The sequence below is a fragment of the Parasphingorhabdus sp. JC815 genome, assembly GCF_040717415.1.
Taxonomy (GTDB): Bacteria; Pseudomonadota; Alphaproteobacteria; order Sphingomonadales; family Sphingomonadaceae; genus Parasphingorhabdus.
In genome coordinates this window covers 110004-131010 of record NZ_JBFEFM010000003.1, presented here as the reverse complement: position 1 = coordinate 131010, position 21007 = coordinate 110004, and the positions used below count along the sequence as shown (strand labels likewise).

Below are 21007 nucleotides of genomic sequence, written 5' to 3'. Positions count from 1 at the left end.
TCCTGACAACTTTTATGCGTTTGTTATTAGAGTACGATAAGAAACTATAAACTCCACTAGTGAAACTGGCAGCGCCTATCTTACTTGCCAAACTTTGTCCGCCGGACAAAGTTATTCCAGATATAACCTAATGCTTTTGAGAGGACGACTTGGTCCTGTTACCTGTGTAACCTGAGACGAGTCAGGCAAGAGTCTGTCTAAAAGGAGAGCTATTTCGTGAAACTCTATTCTAGCCTTGGCCCGAACCCACGTCTCGTCCGTATGTTCATCCTTGAAAAAGGACTGGATATAGAGCGCGTCCATATCGACATACTTACTGCCGAGAACCGCAAACCTGAATTTGCCGATAAGAATATCCTGGGTACGACCCCAGTACTGGAGCTCGATAATGGCCAAATGTTGAGTGAGATCACCGCGATATGCGAATATCTGGAAGAAATCCATCCTGAGCCTGCTTTGATCGGCACCACCCCTGAAGACCGCGCTGAAGTTCGTATGTGGACACGACGTATTGACCTTGAAATTGCAGTACCGATGACTTTGGGATTTCGCGGTGGTGCTGGACGCCCGATGTTCGAACCGCGCATGGATGTTGTTGGCCCGGAAGGAGCAGCTGAACTATCTGCTATGTCTGACAAACGCTGGATCTGGCTAGACCAGCAGCTGGGCGATAAAAAATACATCTGTCAAAACAAATTTACGCTGGCGGATCTGATCGCCTATTGCTTTATAAAATTTGGTGGCACGGTTGGATGGACACTGCCTAAAGGCACAGATAATCTTGCACGGTTTGTCCAGCACATGGATGAACGCGATTCTGCGAAAGTCTGGCTCGACAGCGAATGACCGACCTGCCGCAATCATCACCCGCCACCCTTGCCAAACTCGGCACCATTATGCAGATAAGTTATGTGCCCGATGATTATGATGCTGCGCTTGATTATTGGACACAGAAAATGGGTGCTGGCCCGTTTTTTCATACTGAAGGCGTGGATGTCGAAAATGTAAAATACCGCGGCCAACCCTCTGACATTCAGTTTTCGATGGCCATTGGTTATTGGGGTGATGTGCAGGTGGAGCTAATTCGCCCTGATAATGACGCCCCCTCGATGTTCAAAGACTGGCGTGAGAAGGGCCTTCAAGGGGTTCAGCATCTCTGCATCATTGTCGATGATCTGGCCGAAGCTCGCCAGATTACCGAAAGCAAAGGCGGTATAGTGATACAGGAAGTCAGCCTGCCGGGCGGTGTAGGCGGTGCTTTCTATGCTGATTACGGCGGCGGCCCCGGAACCATTATCGAGTATCTGCAAATCCCGCAGGCAGGCCGCGATGGCTTTGCAGCCATGCGTCAGGCTCATCTTGACTGGGATGGCAAAACAAACCCTGTGATAGGAAAAGATTAAATGAGTGAAACACCGGAACGTAAGCCCGATCAGAAACCTATTAAATGTGTGCTTGTTGCCGCTGGGAAATATCATGATATTGACTACGCACGACTGGAAATCCTGAAGTTACTCGCTGAAGACGATCGTATCAGGGTGCGGGTCTTTGAAGATTATGAAAATCTTGAGGCCATCAAAAATGCAGATTTTTTAATCAGCTATACCTGTGATCTACAGCCCAGTGTGAAAGCACAAGAAAATATCCGTGATTTTGTCGCAAGAGGCGGACGCTATTTTGCACTGCATGGCACTAATTCGGTGCTCAGATTCCTTGAAAACGGACTGGTTGATGCACCGGATGAAATGCCCGTTTTTGCCGATACGCTGGGTACACGCTTTCTGGCCCACCCGCCGATTATCCCTTTCACGGTAGATAATGCGCAACCGGATCACCCGTTGGTCAAAGGTATTCCTAGTTTTGAGACTGTCGATGAACAATATCTGGTCGAGACGCGTGCAGAGCTCGATATATTACTCGACACGGAATATAATGGCACAGATGACATTAGCGGTTTTGTCGATAGCGACATCAAGAAAAGCCGCCACCCGGTCTTTTATATACGGCGCATGGGCGAAGGCGCAGTTCTTTATCTAACAATGGGTCATTGCCGCGGTCACTATGATATGGAACCAGTCCTTGATTGGTGGCCGGAAATAGATCGGTCAGGTTGGGAACAACCAATAATTTATGATCTGTTGAGGCGCGGGATTGGTTGGTCTTGCGAGACTGCAATCTCTAAATTCTAGACACAGATTTTAAGCGCATTTTTTTAGCACCTAACTCATCAATCATATACTAGAGAAGGAGATCAACATGGATTTAGGACTCAAGGGCAAGAAAGTCATTCTAACCGGTGGTAGTCGCGGATTGGGACGTGCTGCGCTGGAACATTTTGCTAAAGAAGGCGCGGATGTTGCGTTCTTCTCTCGCAATGCGGAACAAGTAGCGACGGCTAAGAGCGAACTTGAAGCGCATGGCGGTAAAGTCTTTGCCGAAGCATTCGACATGACTGATATTGATGCTTATCCTGGTTGGTTGGAAAAGGCTGCTAAGGAATTGGGGGGGTGCGATATTTTCGTGCATAATGTCAGTTCTTCCGGTGCAGGGGCGACGGGTGATTGGGAAGTGACATTCCAGACCGATATTATCGGCGCGGTCAAAGCGATGGAGGTACTGGAGTCACACTTAGAGAAATCAGATGACGGCTCTGTGATCTTCATGTCATCGACCGCAGCTTTCGAAAATTTCGTTGCACCTCAAGCATTTAACGCAATGAAAGCAGCTCTCATTACCTATGGCTCGCAGCTCGGTCAGGCGCTTGGTCCCAAGGGTATCCGCGTAAATATGGTTTCCCCGGGCCCGATAAAATTCCCCGGTGGTAACTGGTCGCAAATTGAAGCAGGCATGCCGGAGTTTTATGAAGCGACAAAGGCCGGTTTTGCACTGGGCGATTTCGGCACCGCGGACGACGTGGCACGCACGGTTGTGTTCCTCGCCAGTCCGGCATCAAGCTATACGACCGGCGCAAATGTCGTCATTGATGGCGGCTTTACAAAAAGAGTGCAGTTCTAAAATCCGTTCCCTCATACTTGAGATGAGGGCAGATATTAAAAGGGGGAGCAAGCCTGCGCCTACTCCCCCTTTTTCAATTCCGCTGACAGAGAAGCTGCCAAAGTTTCTTCCCTCCCAAGAAGAAGAGCAAATCCCTAATTCACGGCACGGTCTTTACCATCCCAATAGGGAGAGCGCAGTTCACGGCGGAGAATTTTACCTGACGGATTACGCGGCAGCGCCGGAATGAAATCCACAGACTTAGGGCATTTGAAACCGGCAATATTTTTCCGTGCATGACTGATAATATCGGCTTCGCTGACGTCTTGTGAGTCCTTCAAAACAACACAGGCTTTGACCGCCTCACCCCATCTTTCATCCGGCACACCAATGACAGCAACATCTGCAACTGCGGGGTGTCCATAGATCGCATTCTCTACTTCAGCGGGATAGATATTCTCACCGCCAGAGATGATCATATCTTTCACCCGATCATGGATATACAGATATCCGTCTTCATCAAAATAGCCTGCATCACCAGTGCGTAGCCACCCGTCGGCATCAATTGTCGCTGCCGTGGCTTCAGGCATGTTCCAATAGCCTTTCATATTCTGTGATGAGCGCGTGGCAATTTCACCTACTTCACGCGGCGGCAAGCTGTTGCCTTGTTCATCAATAATCTTGACCTCGACACCCGGTAACGGTTTTCCGACCGAGCGCATTTTCTCGTTACCATTCGGGTCATGATCTTCAGGCGGCAAGGCAACTATCGTTCCGGTCGTTTCGGTCATTCCGTACATCTGGACAAATCCGCAGCCGAACGTGTCGATACTTTGCTTCATCAATTCCAGCGGGATCGGTGACGCGCCATAGGTGATATATTGCAGTTTCGAGAAATCGACTTCATTAACCCTTGGGTGGTTCAGCAAAATCTGAATGGCAGCGGGCACCATGAAAATCTTGTTAATCCCATATTGCTCAATGAAATCGAGAGCCTGTGCCGGATCATATTCACGCACAATGACCGCATGGCCATCACTATAGATATTTCCGAGCCCCGACCCCGTTCCGCCAATGTGAAAACAGGGCATGGCAAGCAACATTGTGTCACCCGGTTCAGACTTTTGCCAATCCGCCAGATCATCATCAGATAATTTGGCACGAGAAGCAAAAATAGAAGCGCCGGTCATCACAGCACCCTTTGGATGGCCGGTCGTGCCCGATGTATATAATTGCAAAGCGTCATCATCGGGCGCGCAAGCTACCATCGGATCAACGTTGGAAAATTCATCACGCCAATCGGGATAACCGGGAAACTCGGCACTATTTTCTTCGGAACAGAAAATGGTTTCTACATGTTTCAAATCGGGCTTTATCTGCCGCGCAAGATCAACAAATTCAGGCCCGATAAACAAGGTTTTAGCCTGACAGTCATTCACAATATAGGCGACTTCGGGCGGTGCCAAACGCCAGTTCACAGGCGTCATCACTGCGCCAAGTTTGGCGGCGCCCAATAATATTTCAAAATACCAATGCGAGTTTTTACCCATATAAGCGATCCGGTCGCCTTTCTGGACACCAAGCGACATCAGGCCATTGGCTGCACGGTTACTACCCGCATCCAACTGGGAATATGTCATCTCGTCGCCTTCAAAGGTAAAAACGAGTCCCTCGCCTCGATCTTTGGCCCTTTGCCGGATAACGTCAGCTATAGTTAAAACATCTTCTTTCAGCATAAACCTGTCCTGTTTTCGTGGTCCTGATCGGCACCGATTCTCGTACCCCTATTTAATCACCATAGCGGTGCATACAGCCTAGCAGATTGATTAGCATGCACAGCAAATCTACATTAAAGTCATAGGTGCAATTCCAAAGCCACAGCTTACTAACAAAGCATGCGCGAATTGGCCCTTCATCAAATTACTATATCCCATGGTGTCCCTGATGCTCTTGTCCGGTTCGCAGCCTCGGCAAGATTACGAAAAGTCTGTCTGTTCACCGCTTCACCAAGGGCCGAAGATGGAGAAAATATCTTTCCGGTTGTTGCGGCTGCTGACAAAGCGGCATTTCAATCGTTACTCGCGGATAATGATATATCTATTATCAATGCTGAATATTTTCCGGTCAGGTCTGGCATCAATGTTTCACATTATGCCCGCGAATTGGATTTGGCAGCGGAATTAGGTGCTAAACGCGCAGTGACACATATTTCCGAAACCAATCCGGAACGCATTACAGATCAGCTTGGCTTGCTTTGCGAAATGACCCGCAATCGCGGCATGGAGACCGGGCTTGAATTTACCGGCTTTGCAAAAGGATGTGACAGTCTGGAAAAGGCCGTAAGTTTGCATCACCGCATAGGCCAACCAAATCTTAAAATCGCCATTGACGCGCTGCACCTCTTCCGGACAGGCGGCACGCTAGAACAGGTCAAGGCCATTAAGCCACGCAATATTGGCTATGCCCAGATATGTGATGGACCCCATTTTCATATATCCGACGATTATTACAAAGAAGCCATGAACAGGCTGATCCCCGGCCAGGGTGTATTCCCGCTAGCTGCGCTTTTTGCATTGCTGGGAGATCATGTCGATGTGGATATTGAAGTGCCACATTATGACTGCGAACCACATTTTGATGCAAAAGACTGGGCGCTGCGTTCAATTGCAGCAAGCCGGTTGCTAACCGATAACAGGAGAGTAAAATGACGCATGATGATTTAGTCGACCGGGCGAATATTACCGATCATATATTGAAATACGCCACAGGAATAGACCAGCACCAATGGGATTTATACCGATCCATCTACGCCGACGAGGCAACATTGGATTTTTCCAGCTGGTCCGGCACTCCAGCCAGCACAATGCCAGCTGATGACTGGGTCGCAGGCGTACGAGCGACGCTGGAACCGTTTGACGCGACCCAACATGTGCTAACCAACTTTGTTCTGGATGTTAACGGAGATTCAGCCACTTGCACCTGTTATATGTCAGCGCATCACCATCTTGTCGTAGATGGCGACCGGCAAATGCATTCGATAGGCGGCTATTATGTCCATGAGCTGGGACGGGTAAAAAACGGTTGGCTGATCCACAAAACCACGCTTAATGTAACTTGGGAAATGGGTGATCGGGGTTTGTTTGATCTGGCCGCCAAACGGGGTGCCAAAAAGATGGTTTGATATTATCTTTCCCGGTTATATGTGGCAAGTTAAGCTGTCAGCTATCCGTAAAAAAAACTTTTTTAACAAGCCCTTATAATTAAAAGCCGATATTATAATATTTACCGGCTTCTGGGTCAGGCTCACTTGCGTCCTGTCAGAAGCTCGCATAAGGTTGCCCCATGTCAGGGAGAGAGAAATTGGTGGCGAAGACAGCTACGAAACGCAAAAGCACGGCAAAGAAAAAGCCGCGCTATATTGAATTGGCAGATGAATTGCGCGAAGCGGTATTACGCGGAGATTATACCGATCCCGGCAATTTTCCGACCGAATCTGTATTATGTGACAAATATGATGTCAGCCGCTTCACCGTTCGCGAAGCGTTACGCAAGCTCACCTCGGAGGGACTGATTACGCGTAAACGCGGATCTGGGACATTAGTACAACCGGCAACAGCACGGGCCGGTGCGCTGCACCAACCGCTCAGTAACGTGGGTGAAATTTTGCAATATGCCCGTGATACTACGATTGCCTTTGAAAAGCAGGGCACAGCAACCGTTCCCGATTATATAGCCGATCAGATCAGCATAAGCCCGAAAGGAGAATGGTTCGTTTTTCGCGGCAAGCGTATGAAACCTGAAAACGAGCGCCCTATCGCACTTACAGAAGCCTGGGTTCACCCAGAACTTGCTAAGGCAGTGGCCAAAATTGATACCAATGCCACCACTCTCTTCGGGCAGATTGAAACTTTGGGAAATGTCAATGTCATGCGCGTCACACAAGATATACAGGCGATACGGGCGACCAAAGAAATATTGAAAGATCTGGGTCTGGAAAAAGGAGATCCGGTGCTGCGTATCCTGCGTTGCTATTATGATGAAAAAGACCGGATGTTTGAAATTTCCGCCAACTATCACCCCGGAGAGCATTTCGCATATTCAATGCATATCGAAGTGGATTGACGCCTGTCATTCTCCGGAAAACTATGTCTTTTTGTCCTGAAGAGGCTTAATCATTGTTGCGATGATTTATAATCGCTTACATCCGACAAACATTGTATAGATTTACCATGACACAGAAAAATCAAACCACAGTGAATATCGTCGAAGTCGGCCCACGGGACGGGTTACAAAACGAACCGGATATTATTTCGACCAAGGATAAACTTGGTCTTATCAACCAGATGATTGACGCTGGTATCCGCCGGATGGAGGTTGCCAGCTTTGTCCACCCCGGACGCGTCCCCCAAATGGCCGATGCAGAGCCAGTTATCGAGGGCCTGCCGGATCACGATGATGTATCATATATCGGCTTGTGCCTTAACAAACGCGGCGTGCTGCGCGCACTGGCAACAAAGGAAAATGGCCGGCGCGGTATTGACGAAGCAGGTTGCGTTATCGTGGCGAGCAACACCTTTGGGAAAAAGAACCAGGGCCAGACCATTGAGCAAGGCATTCGCGAAAACCGGGAAATGATCCGCTTTGCCAAAGCCGAAGGGTTGAAAGCACAGGTCACAATCTCCGCCGCTTTTGGTTGCCCGTTCGAAGGGCATGTCCCGCCTGAAACCGTTTTGCATATTGCCAGCGAAATGGCCGAAGAAGGCCCGCTTGAAATCGCACTGGCGGACACAATTGGCATTGGTGTGCCCGGACAGGTCGAGGACTTATTTGGCCGCCTAAAGGAATTACTTCCCCCCCATATCACCATGCGCGCGCATTTTCACGATACGCGCAACACTGGCATCGCCAATGCGTGGGCCGCCGTGCGGTCTGGAGTAACCACATTAGACGCCAGCATCGGCGGGCTTGGTGGCTGTCCATTTGCGCCCAATGCAACCGGCAATATCTCGACCGAAGATTTGATCAACCTGCTAAACCGGTCGGGGATAAACCACGGCGTTGACCTTAAAAAAGCAATTGCTACCAACAAGTGGTTCGAAACCATTTTGGGCAGGCAATTGCCATCGCTTGTCGCTCGCGCTGAAGCCGGAATGTTAGACGCCTGAAAAAAGTGCCGCTTCTGTTAGTGGACTTCCCCCGTGCAGCCAATAATCTGTGCTGCATAGGAGGGTTTCATGAGTATTTTGGACAAGTTCAAGCTGGACGGCGAAGTAGCGGTCGTCACCGGCGCGGGCAAAGGCATTGGTCGCGCAATCGCTTTGGGAGTGGCCGAAGCGGGCGCAGATGTGGCGCTGGCAGCACGCACGTTAAGTGACCTAAACGCTGTGGCAAAAGAAATCCGCGCGATTGGCCGCCGCGCCATAACTGTTGCCACCGATGTCACGGATATGGCCGCGCTGGACCATCTGGCGCAGCGGACGGTGGATGAACTCGGTTCGCTCACCATCTGGGTCAGCAATGCAGGCGGTCTGCCAGACGGAACGCCGCGCTACCTTACCAGAACATCGGAAAAAGATTGGGACGCGCAAATCGACCTTAATCTTAAAAGTGTATGGATGGGCGCGGTCGTCGCCGCGCGCCATATGAAAGACGGTGGAGCCATAATCAACACATCATCCCGCGCCGCGTTTGGCGGGCAGGTGAAAAACGGTCCTTACGGCGCGTCCAAAGCCGCAGTGAACAGCCTGACCAGCACATTATCGCTTGAACTTGCACCCAACATCCGGGTCAACGCGGTTGCTCCCGGCCCGATTCCGACCGAAAATTTTGACGAATCCATGGGTATTAAATCCGGTGAGGACCGGGAGAAACTGCTGCAACATATCGGCATTCCTCTGAACCGTTATGGCAGGGAAGAAGATATTGCAGCAGCGGTTGTTTATATGGCCTCCCCCGCAGCAAGCTGGGTAACCGGACAATGCTTATATGTATCAGGCGGTCGCTAAATATACGCCTTGCTCCTAAAGCGACTGCCCGTCATCTACGACAATGTCCGAACCCGTCACTGATTTTGCCGCATCGGATGAGAAATACAGCATCATCGCATCGAGCGAGGACATTTCCTGCAACCGCCTGCGGTGGAAACCGGCAATCTGGTTCTTGCCACCTTCGGTCTGGAACCAATCGCCTTGAATCTCCGTGGCGATATAGCCGGGATGGATGGTATTGACATTCACTCCCTGACGCACCCATTCCCGCGCCAGATTGCGGCCAAGATGTGTGACACCGGCTTTGCTAGCGCCATAAGCGCTGTCGCCCTCCCCCGTCAGGCGGGATGTTATCGACCCGATTATAGTAATCCGGCCATTTTCCTTTGTTCGGCTATCACTGGCAATCAGGCGCTTGGCCCCTTCACGAGCGACCAGATACACACCGATAAAATTGGTGCCGATAACATTCTGTAGACCTTCGAGCGGCACATCCGTGGATCGTCCGGGCACGCTGATGCCGGCATTACAAACTATCGAATCCACGACACCAAATTTTGCCTCAGCAGCATCATAAGCCGCGATGATAGACGCCTCATCCGTCACATCCAATGCCACCGCCAACGCGCTACCGCCAGCCGCGATAATCTTGTCAGCTACTTCCGCAGTGCGGTCCGTGCGTCGTGCACCCAGCACAACATTTGCACCAGCCGCTGCAAATAGCTCAGCGAAATGCGCGCCGAGACCCGATGAAGCTCCGGCGATCAGAGCGGTCCGACCCGCCAGCGAAAATGGAGTTTGCATAGTTTTTCCTCTAATTAGCATTATTTCCTATCGGCCCTAGAGTGATTTCAAAGGAAATGGAACATTTCACAGCCAGGAAATCACGGCAAAACAATAATCTAGGTCCTGATTTTGTAACAATCAAAGTTAGACAGAGCCTAGACCATCTCTATCCAATAGGGCAGTATCGCTTTGCATAGTGGTCAAAGATAAAACAGAAAGAGGATGGGCATGATCGACGCGTCATTAGATTATAAGGATAAAATAGTTGCTGTCATCGGCGGCTCTAGCGGAATTGGGAATGCCACGGCGCAGGCGTTTCGTGGTTGCGGGGCACAAGTTCACGTCACTGGCACACGCGCAAATGGTGATGATTATTCCAAGGATGAAGGCTCTGATCTCGACGGCCTGCATTATGCACAGGTGGATGCCGCAGACGATAATGCGATTGCCTCCTATCGCCAAACCTTCAACCGGCTCGATGTGCTTATCTGTTCGCAAGGAATGGTACTCTATAAACGGCAGGAATTTGAACCGGAAAATTTTGCCAAAGTCATTCAAGTCAATTTGAACAGCCTGATGACCTTTGCCGGACAATTTCATGATCTGTTAAAAACGTCGCAAGGATCAATGATCATCATCAGCTCTACCGCTGCCTTTCATGCCACGGTAGGGAATCCCGCCTATAATGCTTCCAAGACCGGCGCGATGGGGCTGACCCGCACTTTGGGTAAGGCATGGGCACCAGATGGTATCCGTGTCAACGGCATAGCACCCGGGTTAATCGCCACAAAAATGACAGCCGTTACGACACAAAATCCAAAGCGCCGGGAGGCAACGATCGCAAGCATCCCGCTGGGCCGGATTGGTGACCCCGATGATATGGCCGGCCTGTCACTGTTCCTTGCGTCTCCGCTGGCGCGTTATATAGTCGGACAAACGCTGATCGCGGATGGTGGACTGCTATTATAGGATCAAGCATCCTGCAGCGTCATATCCCTTGGCAATGGGTCCGGCAACTGTGCCGAAACAGCTTTGGCGGCGTATAAATAGGCCGCTACTGCGGAAGTCAGGCTTAATACCGTGATGGCAATCATCGCGTAATTAAGAGACATTGTGCCATGATCCGCCACCAGATTGTCACTAATTGCCCCAACTACGGCGGGGCCAATGAAATAACCAAGGAAAGTAGCGGATAGACCGGCAATGGAAGATGCTGTTCCACGTTCAGTTGGGGATACTGATGATTGCATCATTGCTATAGCTGGCCCCTGCGTCGAACAATGCGCGGCGTAACCCAACATATATAAAACAAGCGCCAGTGTAATATTATCAGCCAGCAGGCAACCGACCAAAAGAGGCAAAGCTACTAAAATGACAAGGGCGCTATACCATGCGCGCCATTTCGGGTTTCGCAAAGCCAGCCAGTCGGTAAAATATCCACCAAGGATCATGCCCGGAACACCGCCCGCGATCCAAGCCGTGCCAAGATAAATCCCAACCTGCGACACCGGGATTTCAAAATTACGTATCAGGATCGGCGCCAGCCAGATCGAGAACCCATATAGCGCAATAATGCCCACCGAATTTGCCAGCGCAACACGCTTGAAAACCCGGTTTTTCCAAAGTGAAGACATGGTTTCTACAAAAGGTTCCTGTTTGACAGCCTGTGCTTTTTCCAGCTCATCTTTTGAAAATCGTCCGCGATCCGGTTCGCGGACTGTCAGATATACCAGTGCGCCTAACGCAACACCTGGCAGCCCCAGTATGATAAATGTCCAGCGCCAGCCATAAGCCTCCGCAAGTAAACCGCCTGCGACAAATCCGACGACAGGCCCTAACGCCGCTCCGAGTGAAAAAATTCCCATTGCTCTGGACAACTCGTAGGTATCAAAATAATTTGTAATAATCGATATTGCCGGTGGATTACCTCCCGATTCCCCTATTCCGACGCCTAACCGGGCCAGAAATAAGGTCCAAAAACCGGTAGCGACCCCGCAAAGCGCGGCCATCAGGCTCCATAGGCTAACGGCAATTGCAAGCATTTTCTTGCGATTGGTACGATCGGCCAACCGTCCCGCCGGAATACCAAGAACCACATAAAAAATCGTGAAAGCAGTTCCAGCCAAAAGGCCGATTTGTGTATCGGTCAGGACAAAATCAGCTTTGATATCCTCTATCAGGATCGACATAACCATGCGATCCGTGATGTTGAACATATAGGTCAGCATCATCATGAATAATATATAATAGCGATAGCTGTTGCTCGGCACCGCTGTGGCTTGCTGAACCATGTTTATCCTCTCCCTTAGGGGAAGATATGGGATAGCCTGAAAAAGGGGGCGCAACCAGATGGTCGGCACCCCCTTTTGTGATAAGCAATTATGTTAGTTTCAAAAAGTGATTTATGTATTGGCTGATAATTTAATGTGTCGCCGCATGTGGTGGTCCACACTGCCAAATTCGCTTTCGATAATCGACAAGCGTTTGAAATAGCTGCTGACTGCAGTTTCATCGGTCACGCCCATACCGCCATGGGTCTGAACCGCTGACTGGCCGACAAACCGTGCAGCTTGGCCGATTCGTACTTTCGCCGCAGATACAGCTTTCTTGCGCTCGGCTTCTTCTTCGCTCAATCTGATGGTCGCAAGATAGGACATGGAGATTGATTGTTCATATTCCATGAACATATCAGCCATTCGGTGCTGAAGCACCTGAAAGCTGCTGATCGGCACACCGAACTGCTTGCGCTGCTGGGTATATTCAAGCGTCATTTCATGTGTCACTTTTATCGCACCGGTTGCTTCTGCGCATATAGCCGCTGTCGCTTCATCGACAACTTTGTCGACCAGCGGCAGGCCATTGTCCAATTCACCGATCAGAGAGTCAGAGGAGAGCGCAACATTTTCAAAATATACTTCCGAAGCGCGGCGACCATCAACCGTTGCATAGTCGCGCAAACTGACTCCGTCCGCATCCTTGGCCACGATGAACACAGACACGCCGTTCTGATCCGTCTGACCACCAGAAGTCCGCGCTGTCACTACAAAATGGCTTGCCCAAGGCGCGCCGATCACGACCGCCTTATGGCCGCTCAATGAATAGCCGTCGCCGTCCTTTTTTGCGGTTGTGGTCAGATTCGCCAGATCATAACGCCCCTGCGGCTCGGCATAGGCAAAAGCAAAGACTTTCTCTCCCGCGATAATCGCGCTGAGATATTCCTCTTTTTGCGCTGCCGTCCCCGCATATTTCAGGAAACCGCCAGCACAGACAACGCTGGGAATAAAAGGTTCGACCACTAATCCTTTGCCGAATTCTTCCATAATCAGCATCGCTTCAATTGCGCCGCCGCCAAAGCCGCCATCCTCTTCCGAAAATGGCGCGGCGAGCATACCAAGCTCCGCTAGCTGGGACCAAAACTCCGGGCGCCAACCCGCTTCGCTGGAAATAACATCGCGTCGCGTGTCCCAGTCATATTGCTCCCGAATCAACCGGGAAATACCGTCACGAACCATATTTTGTTCGTCAGAAAAATTGAAATCCATAATATCGCTTTCTTATGATTTGGGCGGTTGGATCTAAAGTCCGAGAACCATTTTGGTGATGATGTTACGCTGAATCTCGTTGGACCCGCCGTAAATCGACGTCTTACGCATGTTGAAATATGTCGGCGCAGCGCTATGTGCATAATCCGGGCCGATCGGGAAATCATTCGATCCATCAGCCGGGAAGCTGCGGAAATCAGGCATGCCATAATAGCCGACCGCTTCCAGCGTCAATTCGGTAAGGCGCTGTTGAATTTCCGTGCCTTTGACTTTTAGCAGCGAACTTTCCGGTCCGGGTCCTTTACCCGCCTGTTCACCGGCAAGAGTCCTGAGCTCGGTAATTTCAAGCGCCGCGAGATCAATTTCAAGCTGACTAATCTTGCTGGCAAAACCCATATCCTGAATAAGCGGCTTGCCGTCGAGCATCTCGTGCGTGGCAATATTCTTGAGCTGCTCTACACCGCGCTTGGACCGCGCCACTCCGGCAATGCCAGAGCGTTCATGTGCAAGCAGGAATTTCGCATAGGTCCAGCCTTTATTTTCTTCACCTACCAGGTTTTCCGCTGGCACACGAACATCGGTTAGCCAGACTTCATTCACTTCGTGGCCGCCATCGACCAGTTTAATCGGACGCACTTCGATGCCCGGCGTTTTCATATCTACCAGAATAAAGCTGATACCCTGCTGCGGTTTCGGCGCATCAGGATCGGTGCGGCACAGGAAGAACCCCCAGTCGGCATGTTGCGCCAAAGTTGTCCAGGTTTTCTGGCCATTGAGGATATAGTCATCACCATCGCGCACGGCGCTCATTTTCAGCGAGGCCAGATCCGAACCGGCTCCCGGCTCCGAATAGCCCTGACACCACCAGACTTCCCCGCTGCGGATACCGGGCAGATGCTTGGCTTTTTGTTCTTCATTACCAAAAGTGTAGATAACCGGACCGACCATGGCGACCCCGAAAGGCAGCGGCATGACAGCGTTGACCCGGGCGTTTTCTTCGGACCAGATATAACGCTGTGTTGGTGTCCAGCCGGTTCCGCCATATTCTTTGGGCCAGGCGGGCACTGACCAGCCTTTCTTGCCCAAAATTTTATGCCAGGCGGTCATATCTTCGGGACTCATTTCATCCTGAACGGTTCTGCTCTCAATATGCTTGGGATAATTATCCTCGATAAATGTTCGCACTTCGTCACGAAATGCCTTTTCCTCAGCGGTGAATTCCAGGTTCATTAACGAGTCTCCAATGGTTATTTTGGTGATAATAATACGTCGAAAATCGCAGAAAACAAGCTGATCTGATGGTTTTAGCGATGACGCTACGGCACAGGCGGCTGCGGACTATATATGGTTTTGTAAAACAGGCCCCGGCAGCAAAAAATTTTAACCGGCCTGTTAAATATTGTCTGTTAAATGTCTTTTGAAAATTTGTCCTTACGACGCTTTCCCAGACGCATGCAGCCCTCTAACTTGGCACGTAGAGCGGTGTAATAAGATTCCAGAAATATCCGTTCATCCCCAATATCCGGATTTCTGCCAATTTTATTGCTAATGGAATCGGTCACAGTTTCAAGCGCTTCATCCGTGCCGGTCCGCAGCACACTTTCCAGAGTTTGCAATTCATATTCGCCGTAAACCGACAGATCCTTATCGGAAAACTCGTATTTTCTGATGTCCCGGTGAAGATTAAGCCCGGAAGCGTCTTTTGCAGTCTCAACATCCCCGGCATGAACGCCAACCGTAGGAGCGACCACGCTACCCAGATTGCGTGATATATTCTGTATCACCCATGTCCCGGCAATCAGATCGCCGCAGCGCAGCCGGTCTTTGTTAAATAAAGGAAATAGAGCAAAGATTAAAACCCAGATTACTGCAGTCCCTTGGGTAATGCTCGCTTCCGCTAAAATCTCAGCCCCGGTTTGCAACAACTGCAAAGGTATGAATAATTCTATCGTTCTTAATATATTGCGGGCAATAATCGCTTCTGCTGTTAAACGGCCCCCGTCACGCGACGCTACACGGATGCCCAGTGCGCGTTTTCCCCATGTTGCTGCACGGTCACCCATCTCGAAATAAATGAAATAGCCGTTTTGCAGCACGAAATTGCTGATAATCCAGATGATGCCAAACAAGCCCAATTGCCCGTCAAGATTAAACATATCAGCGCCGCTACTACCAGTTAGGAAGAGATAGGCAAAAAACAGGCAGATAGCGCCAATGAGGATAGACAAGAGGAAAATTATCAGCAAATCGAGCAAGAGTGCCCAAACTCTCGACATGAACGGAGCTACTGTAACATTTAGCGGGACTCCCTCAGGCGAGATCATTATCCGGTCCAGTTCGGGATGAGCGGACTGGCGGATCGACGGATCGGTTTTGACGATGCTCACTGACCGCTCTCCATTTGGTTATGTCGAAATACGAAGAAATATAATAACCAGAAAACGAGCATACTGCCGCCAATTACATATCGTAGCGCAGTATCGATAATTAGCTGTCGAGCGAACCCTTCGAGCAATCCGGCGCAAATCAGCAGGATGACCACACCAACCATTACCACCGCAGACCGCATGCCCGCTTCTTTAGCGGCGACCAAATGGGATTTTGCCCCCGGAAAAGCTATTGAACGCCCGACATGAATACCGGCAGCCCCGGCCAGTAGAATAGCGAACAATTCCGTCGTGCCATGAATGGAAAGCCAGCCGATAAATTCGGTGGATAATCCGCGCTGGGCAAAAACCCATAACATGGCTCCCAACAGCGCCATATTGTGGATTAACAATAAAATGCTGGGCACCGCAAAGGCAAATCCCAGCGCAAAGGCAAGAATCGCGACTTGCGCGTTATTGCTAAACAAATAAGCCGCGAATACGCCCAGACCATCTTGTTCTTTTGCGCTAAACAATGTCCCGCGCAACGCCTCTTCACTGGCGCCGGGCACACGGACATCCGCGAAATTGCCGGGGACCAGCGCGTAAAACCAATCACTGTCGCCCGCCACCAGCGTATAACCTAGCAGAGTCCCAGCAATCATCACGGACAGCGCAATCCAAATATCCAACTTTATTTCCCGGACCGCCCGGCTCCAGCTCCCGCTGAAAAACTCTTTCAACCACCTGGCAAAACTGGTCTGCGTACCATAAACCGTGAAATAGGATCGCAGTGCCAATCCTTCGAGATAGGCGATAAGATCAGCATCCAGCGAGCTATCACGAGCAATGGAGAGGCTTGACAATGTTGTCCGGTATAAAGCGGGAAGCGCGAGAATATCATCATCACTTAACCGTCGCGCTTTTCCCTTTTCCATTTTGGTAATAATTTCATCAAGCCGGATCCAGTCCGCTTCCCGTTCCAAACGGAAACGGTCGCTTTTCAAGGCAGCCGTTTGAATCGTTTGCTGTGCTGTGGAATCAACCGACATTTTTACCATCAAACTGCCCCCCGCTGCTTTATTTTCAGATAGCTGTTAATCAGCCGCGGGCCGATTTTGCTGTGCGGGCCTTCGACGACATCAATGCCCAGATGTCGCAGCCGGGTAACGACCAGCCTTTTCTGATCCAACAGGCTTTGTGCAGTAACGCTACGCACCACATCTTCGGCAGTTTTTGGTTGCTTTGTGATAAATCCGGATAGCTCCTCATCTTCAAGTACGACAAAAAGAACCAGATGTTTGTCAATTAACCGTCCCGCAGCCTCCAACATTAAATCAGCACTGGTCGGATCGGTAAAGTCGGTAAATATAATTATCAGAGAGCGCCGCTGTAACCGGCCAGACAGAGCCGACAAAGCCAAGGTATAATTGCTTTCCTGATGCCGGTAATCAATCTTTGCAGCCTCCTGCTGGAGCCGATAGAAATTACGGCTCTCGGAAAAAAACGGTGTGGATATCTCTGGTTTTGCGGCAAAGCTGAACAGGCTGGTTCTATCACCGGATTTAAGTGCGACATACGCCGTTAGCAGCGCTGCCGATACTGCGCGATCAATGCGTGGCAGGCCGTCAATCGGTTCACACATCTCCGATCCACAATCCAGCGCAAAAACAATTTGGTTATTGCGGTCGGTATCATATTCCTTGGCCAGTAATTTGCTATGACGCGCCGACCCTTTCCAATCGACGCTGCGCCGGTCCATACCCGGTTGAAATTCGGTCAGCGCTTCAAACTCGCTCCCTTCTCCACGAAATTTGCGGGCGAGCAAACCAAAGACGGAATCGCGCAAAAAAATCTTCACATCCGGGCTACGCACCGCAGAGATGTTAGGCACGACCGCTATCGAGCGATTATTCATTCTGGAGGTTTGCCGCCATGCAAGGCCGAGCGGCCCTTCCCACCGCAGCCAGAGTTTACCGATATCGCCTGTTCCCCGTCGGCCCGCTATTGTCGTGGCGACGCCGCTATAGCCGGCTACTTGGGATTGGATATGCTCAAGCGTAAAAGCAATTCGGCCATCGTCAGATAATCTGTCATCTACACCTAAATTAGCATATATTTGTTGCGGCATCATCAGGCCGTCAAATTCGGTATCTACCCCAATATGCAGCGGCGCACCGATTTCCGTTGTCAGGGGAGCGCGAATATCAACACTGCGTATTCTGGCTGCGATCAGGCCATCCACGACAAATAGTAAAACCAGCATCACTGCCCATGCAATACCGATCGCCCAAAGCCCGGGGAACAGCGCAGCCATCACCGCCGTGACTGGCGCGCCAATCGCAATCAGCAGCAAAGCACGGGCCGTGGGATAGATCAACGCGGTGCTTCCGTCCGCTCAACCAAAGCCTCTATTATCGCATCAACAGAGAGACCTTCAATTTCTGCCGCCGGAGCCAGAATTGTCCGGTGCCGCAAGACGGATGGCGCAAGCATTTTAACATCATCCGGCACCACATAGTCACGCCCCGAAATCGCCGCCTTTGCCCGCGCTGCTGTAGCAAGCATGATCGCTGCCCGCGGACTTGCGCCATTTTCAAGATCAGCCGTTTCACGGGTCGCTCTCACCAGCCGCACGATATAATCAGTAACATCTTCTACCAGTTTGACCGATTGGACCGCAGCCGCAGCCGCGGCCAAGGCTTTTTCATCGGCCTGTGCACTTATCCCGAAGTTTTCAGGTTCAGGAGCGCCGACCCGCTCGCCATATTGGGCAACAATTTTCTTCTCTTCCTCCATTGCGGGATAATCAATCAGCAGCTTGAACAAAAACCTATCCAGTTGCGCCTCGGGCAGCGGATAGACGCCCTGCTGTTCTATCGGGTTTTGTGTAGCGACCACCATGAACCGCGAGGACAGCTTATGCGTCTCCCCGTCCAGAGTGACAGCGCGCTCCTGCATCGCTTCCAACATCGCAGCCTGAGTTTTGGGCGGCGTACGGTTTATTTCGTCGGCAAGCAGCAAGTCACAAAAAACCGGACCACGCGTGAGGGTGAATGTGCTGGTTTGAAAATTGAACAGGTTGGACCCGATAATATCGCCGGGCATCAGGTCGGGAGTAAACTGAATCCGCCCGAAATCCAGATTGAGCGTCGCAGCGAAACATTGCGCTACAAACGTCTTGGCTGTTCCGGGTGGACCTTCTAATAGGACATGACCATGGGAAAATAGCGCAATCAACAGGTGATCGACAACATCCTCCTGACCGATTATCGCTTTTGCAACCTCACCACGGATATTGTCCGCTAGCGTTTTAAGTTCCCCGATATTCATCCGATAAGTTCCTTTTTCCAATGATGGAGCGCCGCAGCCCGGCGCGCGATTTCGTAAGAATCGTGGGCGCTAGTCAGGCTATTGAACAAAGAAGTGAAGCGTTGGCCGTCCACCTCGCCCAACATGTCGAGTTTATGATCCTGATCCTCCCGATCAATATCTGTCAGACCAAGAGCATGAATGGCGTCAGTCCGGATAAACTCTACATATGGGTGAGTGACAAGATGCTCGCGCCGCATCCTGTGTATCAAGCCGGCGCTGTTATTGACCAATGCTGTTTTACCAAAATTGATGCTGCGCTGTTCACGGACCGGCGGGCCAAAACGATTAAACGCAGCCCATGCCGCAGCCAGCGCAGCAATTATCAGACAGATTGTGGCTGATAAAAATGGAGGCTTAAACACCAGAGTTAACAGATTTTGCGAATTGCCAAGCCCGTTAAAGGTCAGGTCGAAAGTAATTCGGAAATCTGGTCCGGTTGAAACTGCATCCATCAAGGCAAGCGCGTGTTTGGCGGTTTGCCGGTTTGCCATCCCGCTATTATTCAACAGATCGGCATCCGCGACTAACACCAATGGAAAATTACCTTCGCTAAAGCCTCTATCCAGATAGCCAATCAACGCATCGTCACCGTTCAAACCGGGCACAATGGCATGTATATAATCGCTACTTATGGTAACAGGAGCAGCAGGCAGTTTAACCGATCCGCCGATCGTCGAATGAAGCAAAGGACGCTGATCCGGTTCTACTTTGGCAATATTCTTGGGAACTTTGATTTTAATATCCGCAATGTTTTTCAGAACTTCCTCTCCTAAAGCAGGGTCCAGGGTTTCAAAGCGCTGAACCCATCCTTTTCTTGCTGTAGGGCCAGAAAGCGGCGCAACTCGCCATTTAGGCAAAATTATAATCGTAGGTCCGATAAAGGCGCGTTCCTTTATCACCTTCGCAATATCATCGGCGTTGGTATCTGGGGCTGGAGTCAAGACCAGCAAGCCAGGATTATCAAATCCGCCGGCTGTTCTCGAATATTGCACATTTTTTCCTGTATCGCGCATAATATCTACCAGCGCCTGATAGCCCACGAGGCTGTTTGACGCGCCATGCGCCTGCCCGTTTTTACCGGAAGCCAGATGGTTGCCCATCCCCAATCCATAAAGCAGCGCAACAAAAGCGATGAAACCGATGACGAACATGATGATGATCGTCGTGCGTTTGAACGGATTGGCCTGAATACTCATTGTAGGCCATCATCCTGCTTTAGCCATGTTTCGGGCAAAGCGAACGCACCATAAGCATGCCGCGATGCTGCCCAGCCTTCTTCACCAATGGGAGCAGCAGCAAAAACCCCGCGCTCGACATGTCCGGCTATCACCGCAAACATAGCGCGCGCATTTTCCGGTAGAGCATCAAATTGCTCGATCTCGCGCGCGGTATTGGACGGGCGGAGCAGGTCCGGGCGGCGCTCCTCAATCTCCGCAATGCTGCGAAATAGCAGAAGATGAGCAGCCTCGGCAAATTGCCCTTTTGCCGCAAGAGCATCCGCTTCATCTAGCAACTGGCGGGCCGCCTCCTGATCCGGTCGCCACTCTTCTTTTGTTTCTGCTTTACGGTTGCGCCATTCCTGCCAATAGGGCGACAATATCACCCACAATAAAGTCAGCACGCCAGCGGCCAATAGGGCCAGAAATATAATCCTGAGCACCGGCCATGCCGTGACCATCACATCTGCGACAGGGGCAAGCGCGTCATTAAGCCATTGCAAAAAGTCGGTCCACCATTCTGGCGGTTCCTGCTTAGGTTCCGGAACAATATTGGTAAATTGAATATCACTATCCGCGCGTACGTCTTTCCACGCGGCGTCAAAAGAAGCGTTCCCGTTATCACCCTGAACTATTGCGTCTTTTGCCACTGGCTGGATGTTACAGAAACATAAGGCGGGAGCAAGTAAGAAGATTCCTGTGCTTGTCGGGCTTTACGATGTCATCCCGGTCTGACAATC

At 50.7% G+C, this 21007-nt stretch carries 21 protein-coding genes; 10 read left to right on the top strand and 11 right to left on the bottom strand.

Going from position 1 to position 21007, the window contains the following annotated elements:
- Positions 1 to 216 precede the first annotated feature (216 nt).
- From AB1K62_RS08745 to AB1K62_RS08730, 4 genes are all read left to right on the top strand, one after another.
- Positions 217 to 846, top strand: a complete 630-nt coding sequence (locus AB1K62_RS08745) for a glutathione S-transferase family protein (RefSeq protein ID WP_367003012.1) — start codon at positions 217 to 219, stop codon at positions 844 to 846.
- Positions 843 to 1403 (top strand): VOC family protein, encoded by a 561-nt coding sequence (locus AB1K62_RS08740; protein WP_367003009.1) that lies wholly within the window; start codon positions 843 to 845, stop codon positions 1401 to 1403. Before AB1K62_RS08745 ends, AB1K62_RS08740 begins: the two co-directional genes overlap by 4 nt.
- The gene (locus tag AB1K62_RS08735) at positions 1404 to 2189 is read left to right on the top strand and encodes a ThuA domain-containing protein (protein WP_367003007.1); all 786 of its coding nucleotides are present in this window, start codon (positions 1404 to 1406) and stop codon (positions 2187 to 2189) included.
- A 67-nt stretch (positions 2190 to 2256) separates the two neighbouring features.
- Positions 2257 to 3015 carry an SDR family oxidoreductase gene (locus AB1K62_RS08730; protein WP_367003004.1) on the top strand — a complete coding sequence of 253 codons (759 nt, stop codon included), beginning with the start codon at positions 2257 to 2259 and terminating at the stop codon, positions 3013 to 3015.
- A gap of 134 nt (positions 3016 to 3149) precedes the next feature.
- Here the strand turns inward: AB1K62_RS08730 and AB1K62_RS08725 are convergent, their stop codons facing one another.
- Positions 3150 to 4730, bottom strand: a complete 1581-nt coding sequence (locus AB1K62_RS08725) for a fatty acid--CoA ligase (RefSeq protein WP_367003002.1) — start codon at positions 4728 to 4730, stop codon at positions 3150 to 3152.
- 159 nt (positions 4731 to 4889) lie between these two features.
- Between AB1K62_RS08725 and AB1K62_RS08720 the strand changes: the two genes are divergently transcribed.
- The 5 genes from AB1K62_RS08720 (at position 4890) to AB1K62_RS08700 (ending at position 8999) form a co-directional block, all read left to right on the top strand.
- The gene (locus AB1K62_RS08720) at positions 4890 to 5702 is read left to right on the top strand and encodes a sugar phosphate isomerase/epimerase (protein WP_367003000.1); all 813 of its coding nucleotides are present in this window, start codon (positions 4890 to 4892) and stop codon (positions 5700 to 5702) included.
- On the top strand, positions 5699 to 6175 hold the full coding sequence (locus tag AB1K62_RS08715; protein WP_367002997.1) for a nuclear transport factor 2 family protein: 477 nt from the start codon (positions 5699 to 5701) through the stop codon (positions 6173 to 6175). The genes AB1K62_RS08720 and AB1K62_RS08715 overlap by 4 nt, the downstream gene beginning before the upstream one ends.
- A gap of 182 nt (positions 6176 to 6357) precedes the next feature.
- On the top strand, positions 6358 to 7116 hold the full coding sequence (locus tag AB1K62_RS08710) for a GntR family transcriptional regulator (RefSeq protein ID WP_367002996.1): 759 nt from the start codon (positions 6358 to 6360) through the stop codon (positions 7114 to 7116).
- A 107-nt stretch (positions 7117 to 7223) separates the two neighbouring features.
- Positions 7224 to 8159: a hydroxymethylglutaryl-CoA lyase gene (locus tag AB1K62_RS08705; protein ID WP_367002994.1), complete on the top strand. Its 936-nt coding sequence runs from the start codon at positions 7224 to 7226 to the stop codon at positions 8157 to 8159.
- Positions 8160 to 8228: 69 nt separating this feature from the next.
- Positions 8229 to 8999 carry a glucose 1-dehydrogenase gene (locus AB1K62_RS08700; RefSeq protein ID WP_367002993.1) on the top strand — a complete coding sequence of 257 codons (771 nt, stop codon included), beginning with the start codon at positions 8229 to 8231 and terminating at the stop codon, positions 8997 to 8999.
- 15 nt (positions 9000 to 9014) lie between these two features.
- On the opposite strand, the gene AB1K62_RS08695 is transcribed toward AB1K62_RS08700, so the two are convergent.
- Entirely contained in the window at positions 9015 to 9785 is a 771-nt protein-coding gene (locus AB1K62_RS08695) for an SDR family NAD(P)-dependent oxidoreductase (protein ID WP_367002991.1), read from the bottom strand.
- Positions 9786 to 9995: 210 nt separating this feature from the next.
- Between AB1K62_RS08695 and AB1K62_RS08690 the strand changes: the two genes are divergently transcribed.
- A complete protein-coding gene (locus AB1K62_RS08690; protein ID WP_367002989.1) occupies positions 9996 to 10736 on the top strand; it encodes an SDR family oxidoreductase in 741 nt (246 codons plus the stop codon).
- Positions 10737 to 10738: 2 nt separating this feature from the next.
- Here the strand turns inward: AB1K62_RS08690 and AB1K62_RS08685 are convergent, their stop codons facing one another.
- The 9 genes from AB1K62_RS08685 to AB1K62_RS08645 all read right to left on the bottom strand — a co-directional run bounded on the left by AB1K62_RS08685 (position 10739) and on the right by AB1K62_RS08645 (position 20917).
- Positions 10739 to 12058 carry an MFS transporter gene (locus AB1K62_RS08685; RefSeq protein WP_367002988.1) on the bottom strand — a complete coding sequence of 440 codons (1320 nt, stop codon included), beginning with the start codon at positions 12056 to 12058 and terminating at the stop codon, positions 10739 to 10741.
- A 111-nt stretch (positions 12059 to 12169) separates the two neighbouring features.
- A complete protein-coding gene (locus AB1K62_RS08680; RefSeq protein ID WP_367002986.1) occupies positions 12170 to 13309 on the bottom strand; it encodes an acyl-CoA dehydrogenase in 1140 nt (379 codons plus the stop codon).
- Positions 13310 to 13342: 33 nt separating this feature from the next.
- A complete protein-coding gene (locus AB1K62_RS08675) occupies positions 13343 to 14539 on the bottom strand; it encodes an acyl-CoA dehydrogenase family protein (RefSeq protein ID WP_367002985.1) in 1197 nt (398 codons plus the stop codon).
- 176 nt (positions 14540 to 14715) lie between these two features.
- Positions 14716 to 15696 carry an RDD family protein gene (locus tag AB1K62_RS08670; protein WP_367002982.1) on the bottom strand — a complete coding sequence of 327 codons (981 nt, stop codon included), beginning with the start codon at positions 15694 to 15696 and terminating at the stop codon, positions 14716 to 14718.
- Positions 15693 to 16736 carry a stage II sporulation protein M gene (locus tag AB1K62_RS08665; protein WP_367002980.1) on the bottom strand — a complete coding sequence of 348 codons (1044 nt, stop codon included), beginning with the start codon at positions 16734 to 16736 and terminating at the stop codon, positions 15693 to 15695. Before AB1K62_RS08665 ends, AB1K62_RS08670 begins: the two co-directional genes overlap by 4 nt.
- Positions 16736 to 18055 (bottom strand): DUF58 domain-containing protein, encoded by a 1320-nt coding sequence (locus tag AB1K62_RS08660; protein WP_367002978.1) that lies wholly within the window; start codon positions 18053 to 18055, stop codon positions 16736 to 16738. Before AB1K62_RS08660 ends, AB1K62_RS08665 begins: the two co-directional genes overlap by 1 nt.
- Positions 18052 to 19008 (bottom strand): MoxR family ATPase, encoded by a 957-nt coding sequence (locus AB1K62_RS08655; protein ID WP_367002977.1) that lies wholly within the window; start codon positions 19006 to 19008, stop codon positions 18052 to 18054. The genes AB1K62_RS08660 and AB1K62_RS08655 overlap by 4 nt, the downstream gene beginning before the upstream one ends.
- Positions 19005 to 20246 (bottom strand): hypothetical protein, encoded by a 1242-nt coding sequence (locus tag AB1K62_RS08650; protein WP_367002975.1) that lies wholly within the window; start codon positions 20244 to 20246, stop codon positions 19005 to 19007. The genes AB1K62_RS08655 and AB1K62_RS08650 overlap by 4 nt, the downstream gene beginning before the upstream one ends.
- Positions 20243 to 20917 carry a hypothetical protein gene (locus tag AB1K62_RS08645; protein ID WP_367002974.1) on the bottom strand — a complete coding sequence of 225 codons (675 nt, stop codon included), beginning with the start codon at positions 20915 to 20917 and terminating at the stop codon, positions 20243 to 20245. The genes AB1K62_RS08650 and AB1K62_RS08645 overlap by 4 nt, the downstream gene beginning before the upstream one ends.
- Positions 20918 to 21007 lie beyond the last annotated feature (90 nt).

Coding starts and splice junctions, on each gene's coding strand:
- AB1K62_RS08740 (WP_367003009.1), top strand. CDS start 843: ATGACCGACCTGCCGCAATCATCACCCGCCACCCTTGCCAAACTCGGC.
- AB1K62_RS08735 (WP_367003007.1), top strand. CDS start 1,404: ATGAGTGAAACACCGGAACGTAAGCCCGATCAGAAACCTATTAAATGT.
- AB1K62_RS08730 (WP_367003004.1), top strand. CDS start 2,257: ATGGATTTAGGACTCAAGGGCAAGAAAGTCATTCTAACCGGTGGTAGT.
- AB1K62_RS08725 (WP_367003002.1), bottom strand. CDS start 4,730: ATGCTGAAAGAAGATGTTTTAACTATAGCTGACGTTATCCGGCAAAGG.
- AB1K62_RS08720 (WP_367003000.1), top strand. CDS start 4,890: ATGCGCGAATTGGCCCTTCATCAAATTACTATATCCCATGGTGTCCCT.
- AB1K62_RS08715 (WP_367002997.1), top strand. CDS start 5,699: ATGACGCATGATGATTTAGTCGACCGGGCGAATATTACCGATCATATA.
- AB1K62_RS08705 (WP_367002994.1), top strand. CDS start 7,224: ATGACACAGAAAAATCAAACCACAGTGAATATCGTCGAAGTCGGCCCA.
- AB1K62_RS08700 (WP_367002993.1), top strand. CDS start 8,229: ATGAGTATTTTGGACAAGTTCAAGCTGGACGGCGAAGTAGCGGTCGTC.
- AB1K62_RS08695 (WP_367002991.1), bottom strand. CDS start 9,785: ATGCAAACTCCATTTTCGCTGGCGGGTCGGACCGCTCTGATCGCCGGA.
- AB1K62_RS08690 (WP_367002989.1), top strand. CDS start 9,996: ATGATCGACGCGTCATTAGATTATAAGGATAAAATAGTTGCTGTCATC.
- AB1K62_RS08685 (WP_367002988.1), bottom strand. CDS start 12,058: ATGGTTCAGCAAGCCACAGCGGTGCCGAGCAACAGCTATCGCTATTAT.
- AB1K62_RS08680 (WP_367002986.1), bottom strand. CDS start 13,309: ATGGATTTCAATTTTTCTGACGAACAAAATATGGTTCGTGACGGTATT.
- AB1K62_RS08675 (WP_367002985.1), bottom strand. CDS start 14,539: ATGAACCTGGAATTCACCGCTGAGGAAAAGGCATTTCGTGACGAAGTG.
- AB1K62_RS08665 (WP_367002980.1), bottom strand. CDS start 16,736: ATGGTAAAAATGTCGGTTGATTCCACAGCACAGCAAACGATTCAAACG.
- AB1K62_RS08655 (WP_367002977.1), bottom strand. CDS start 19,008: ATGAATATCGGGGAACTTAAAACGCTAGCGGACAATATCCGTGGTGAG.
- AB1K62_RS08650 (WP_367002975.1), bottom strand. CDS start 20,246: ATGAGTATTCAGGCCAATCCGTTCAAACGCACGACGATCATCATCATG.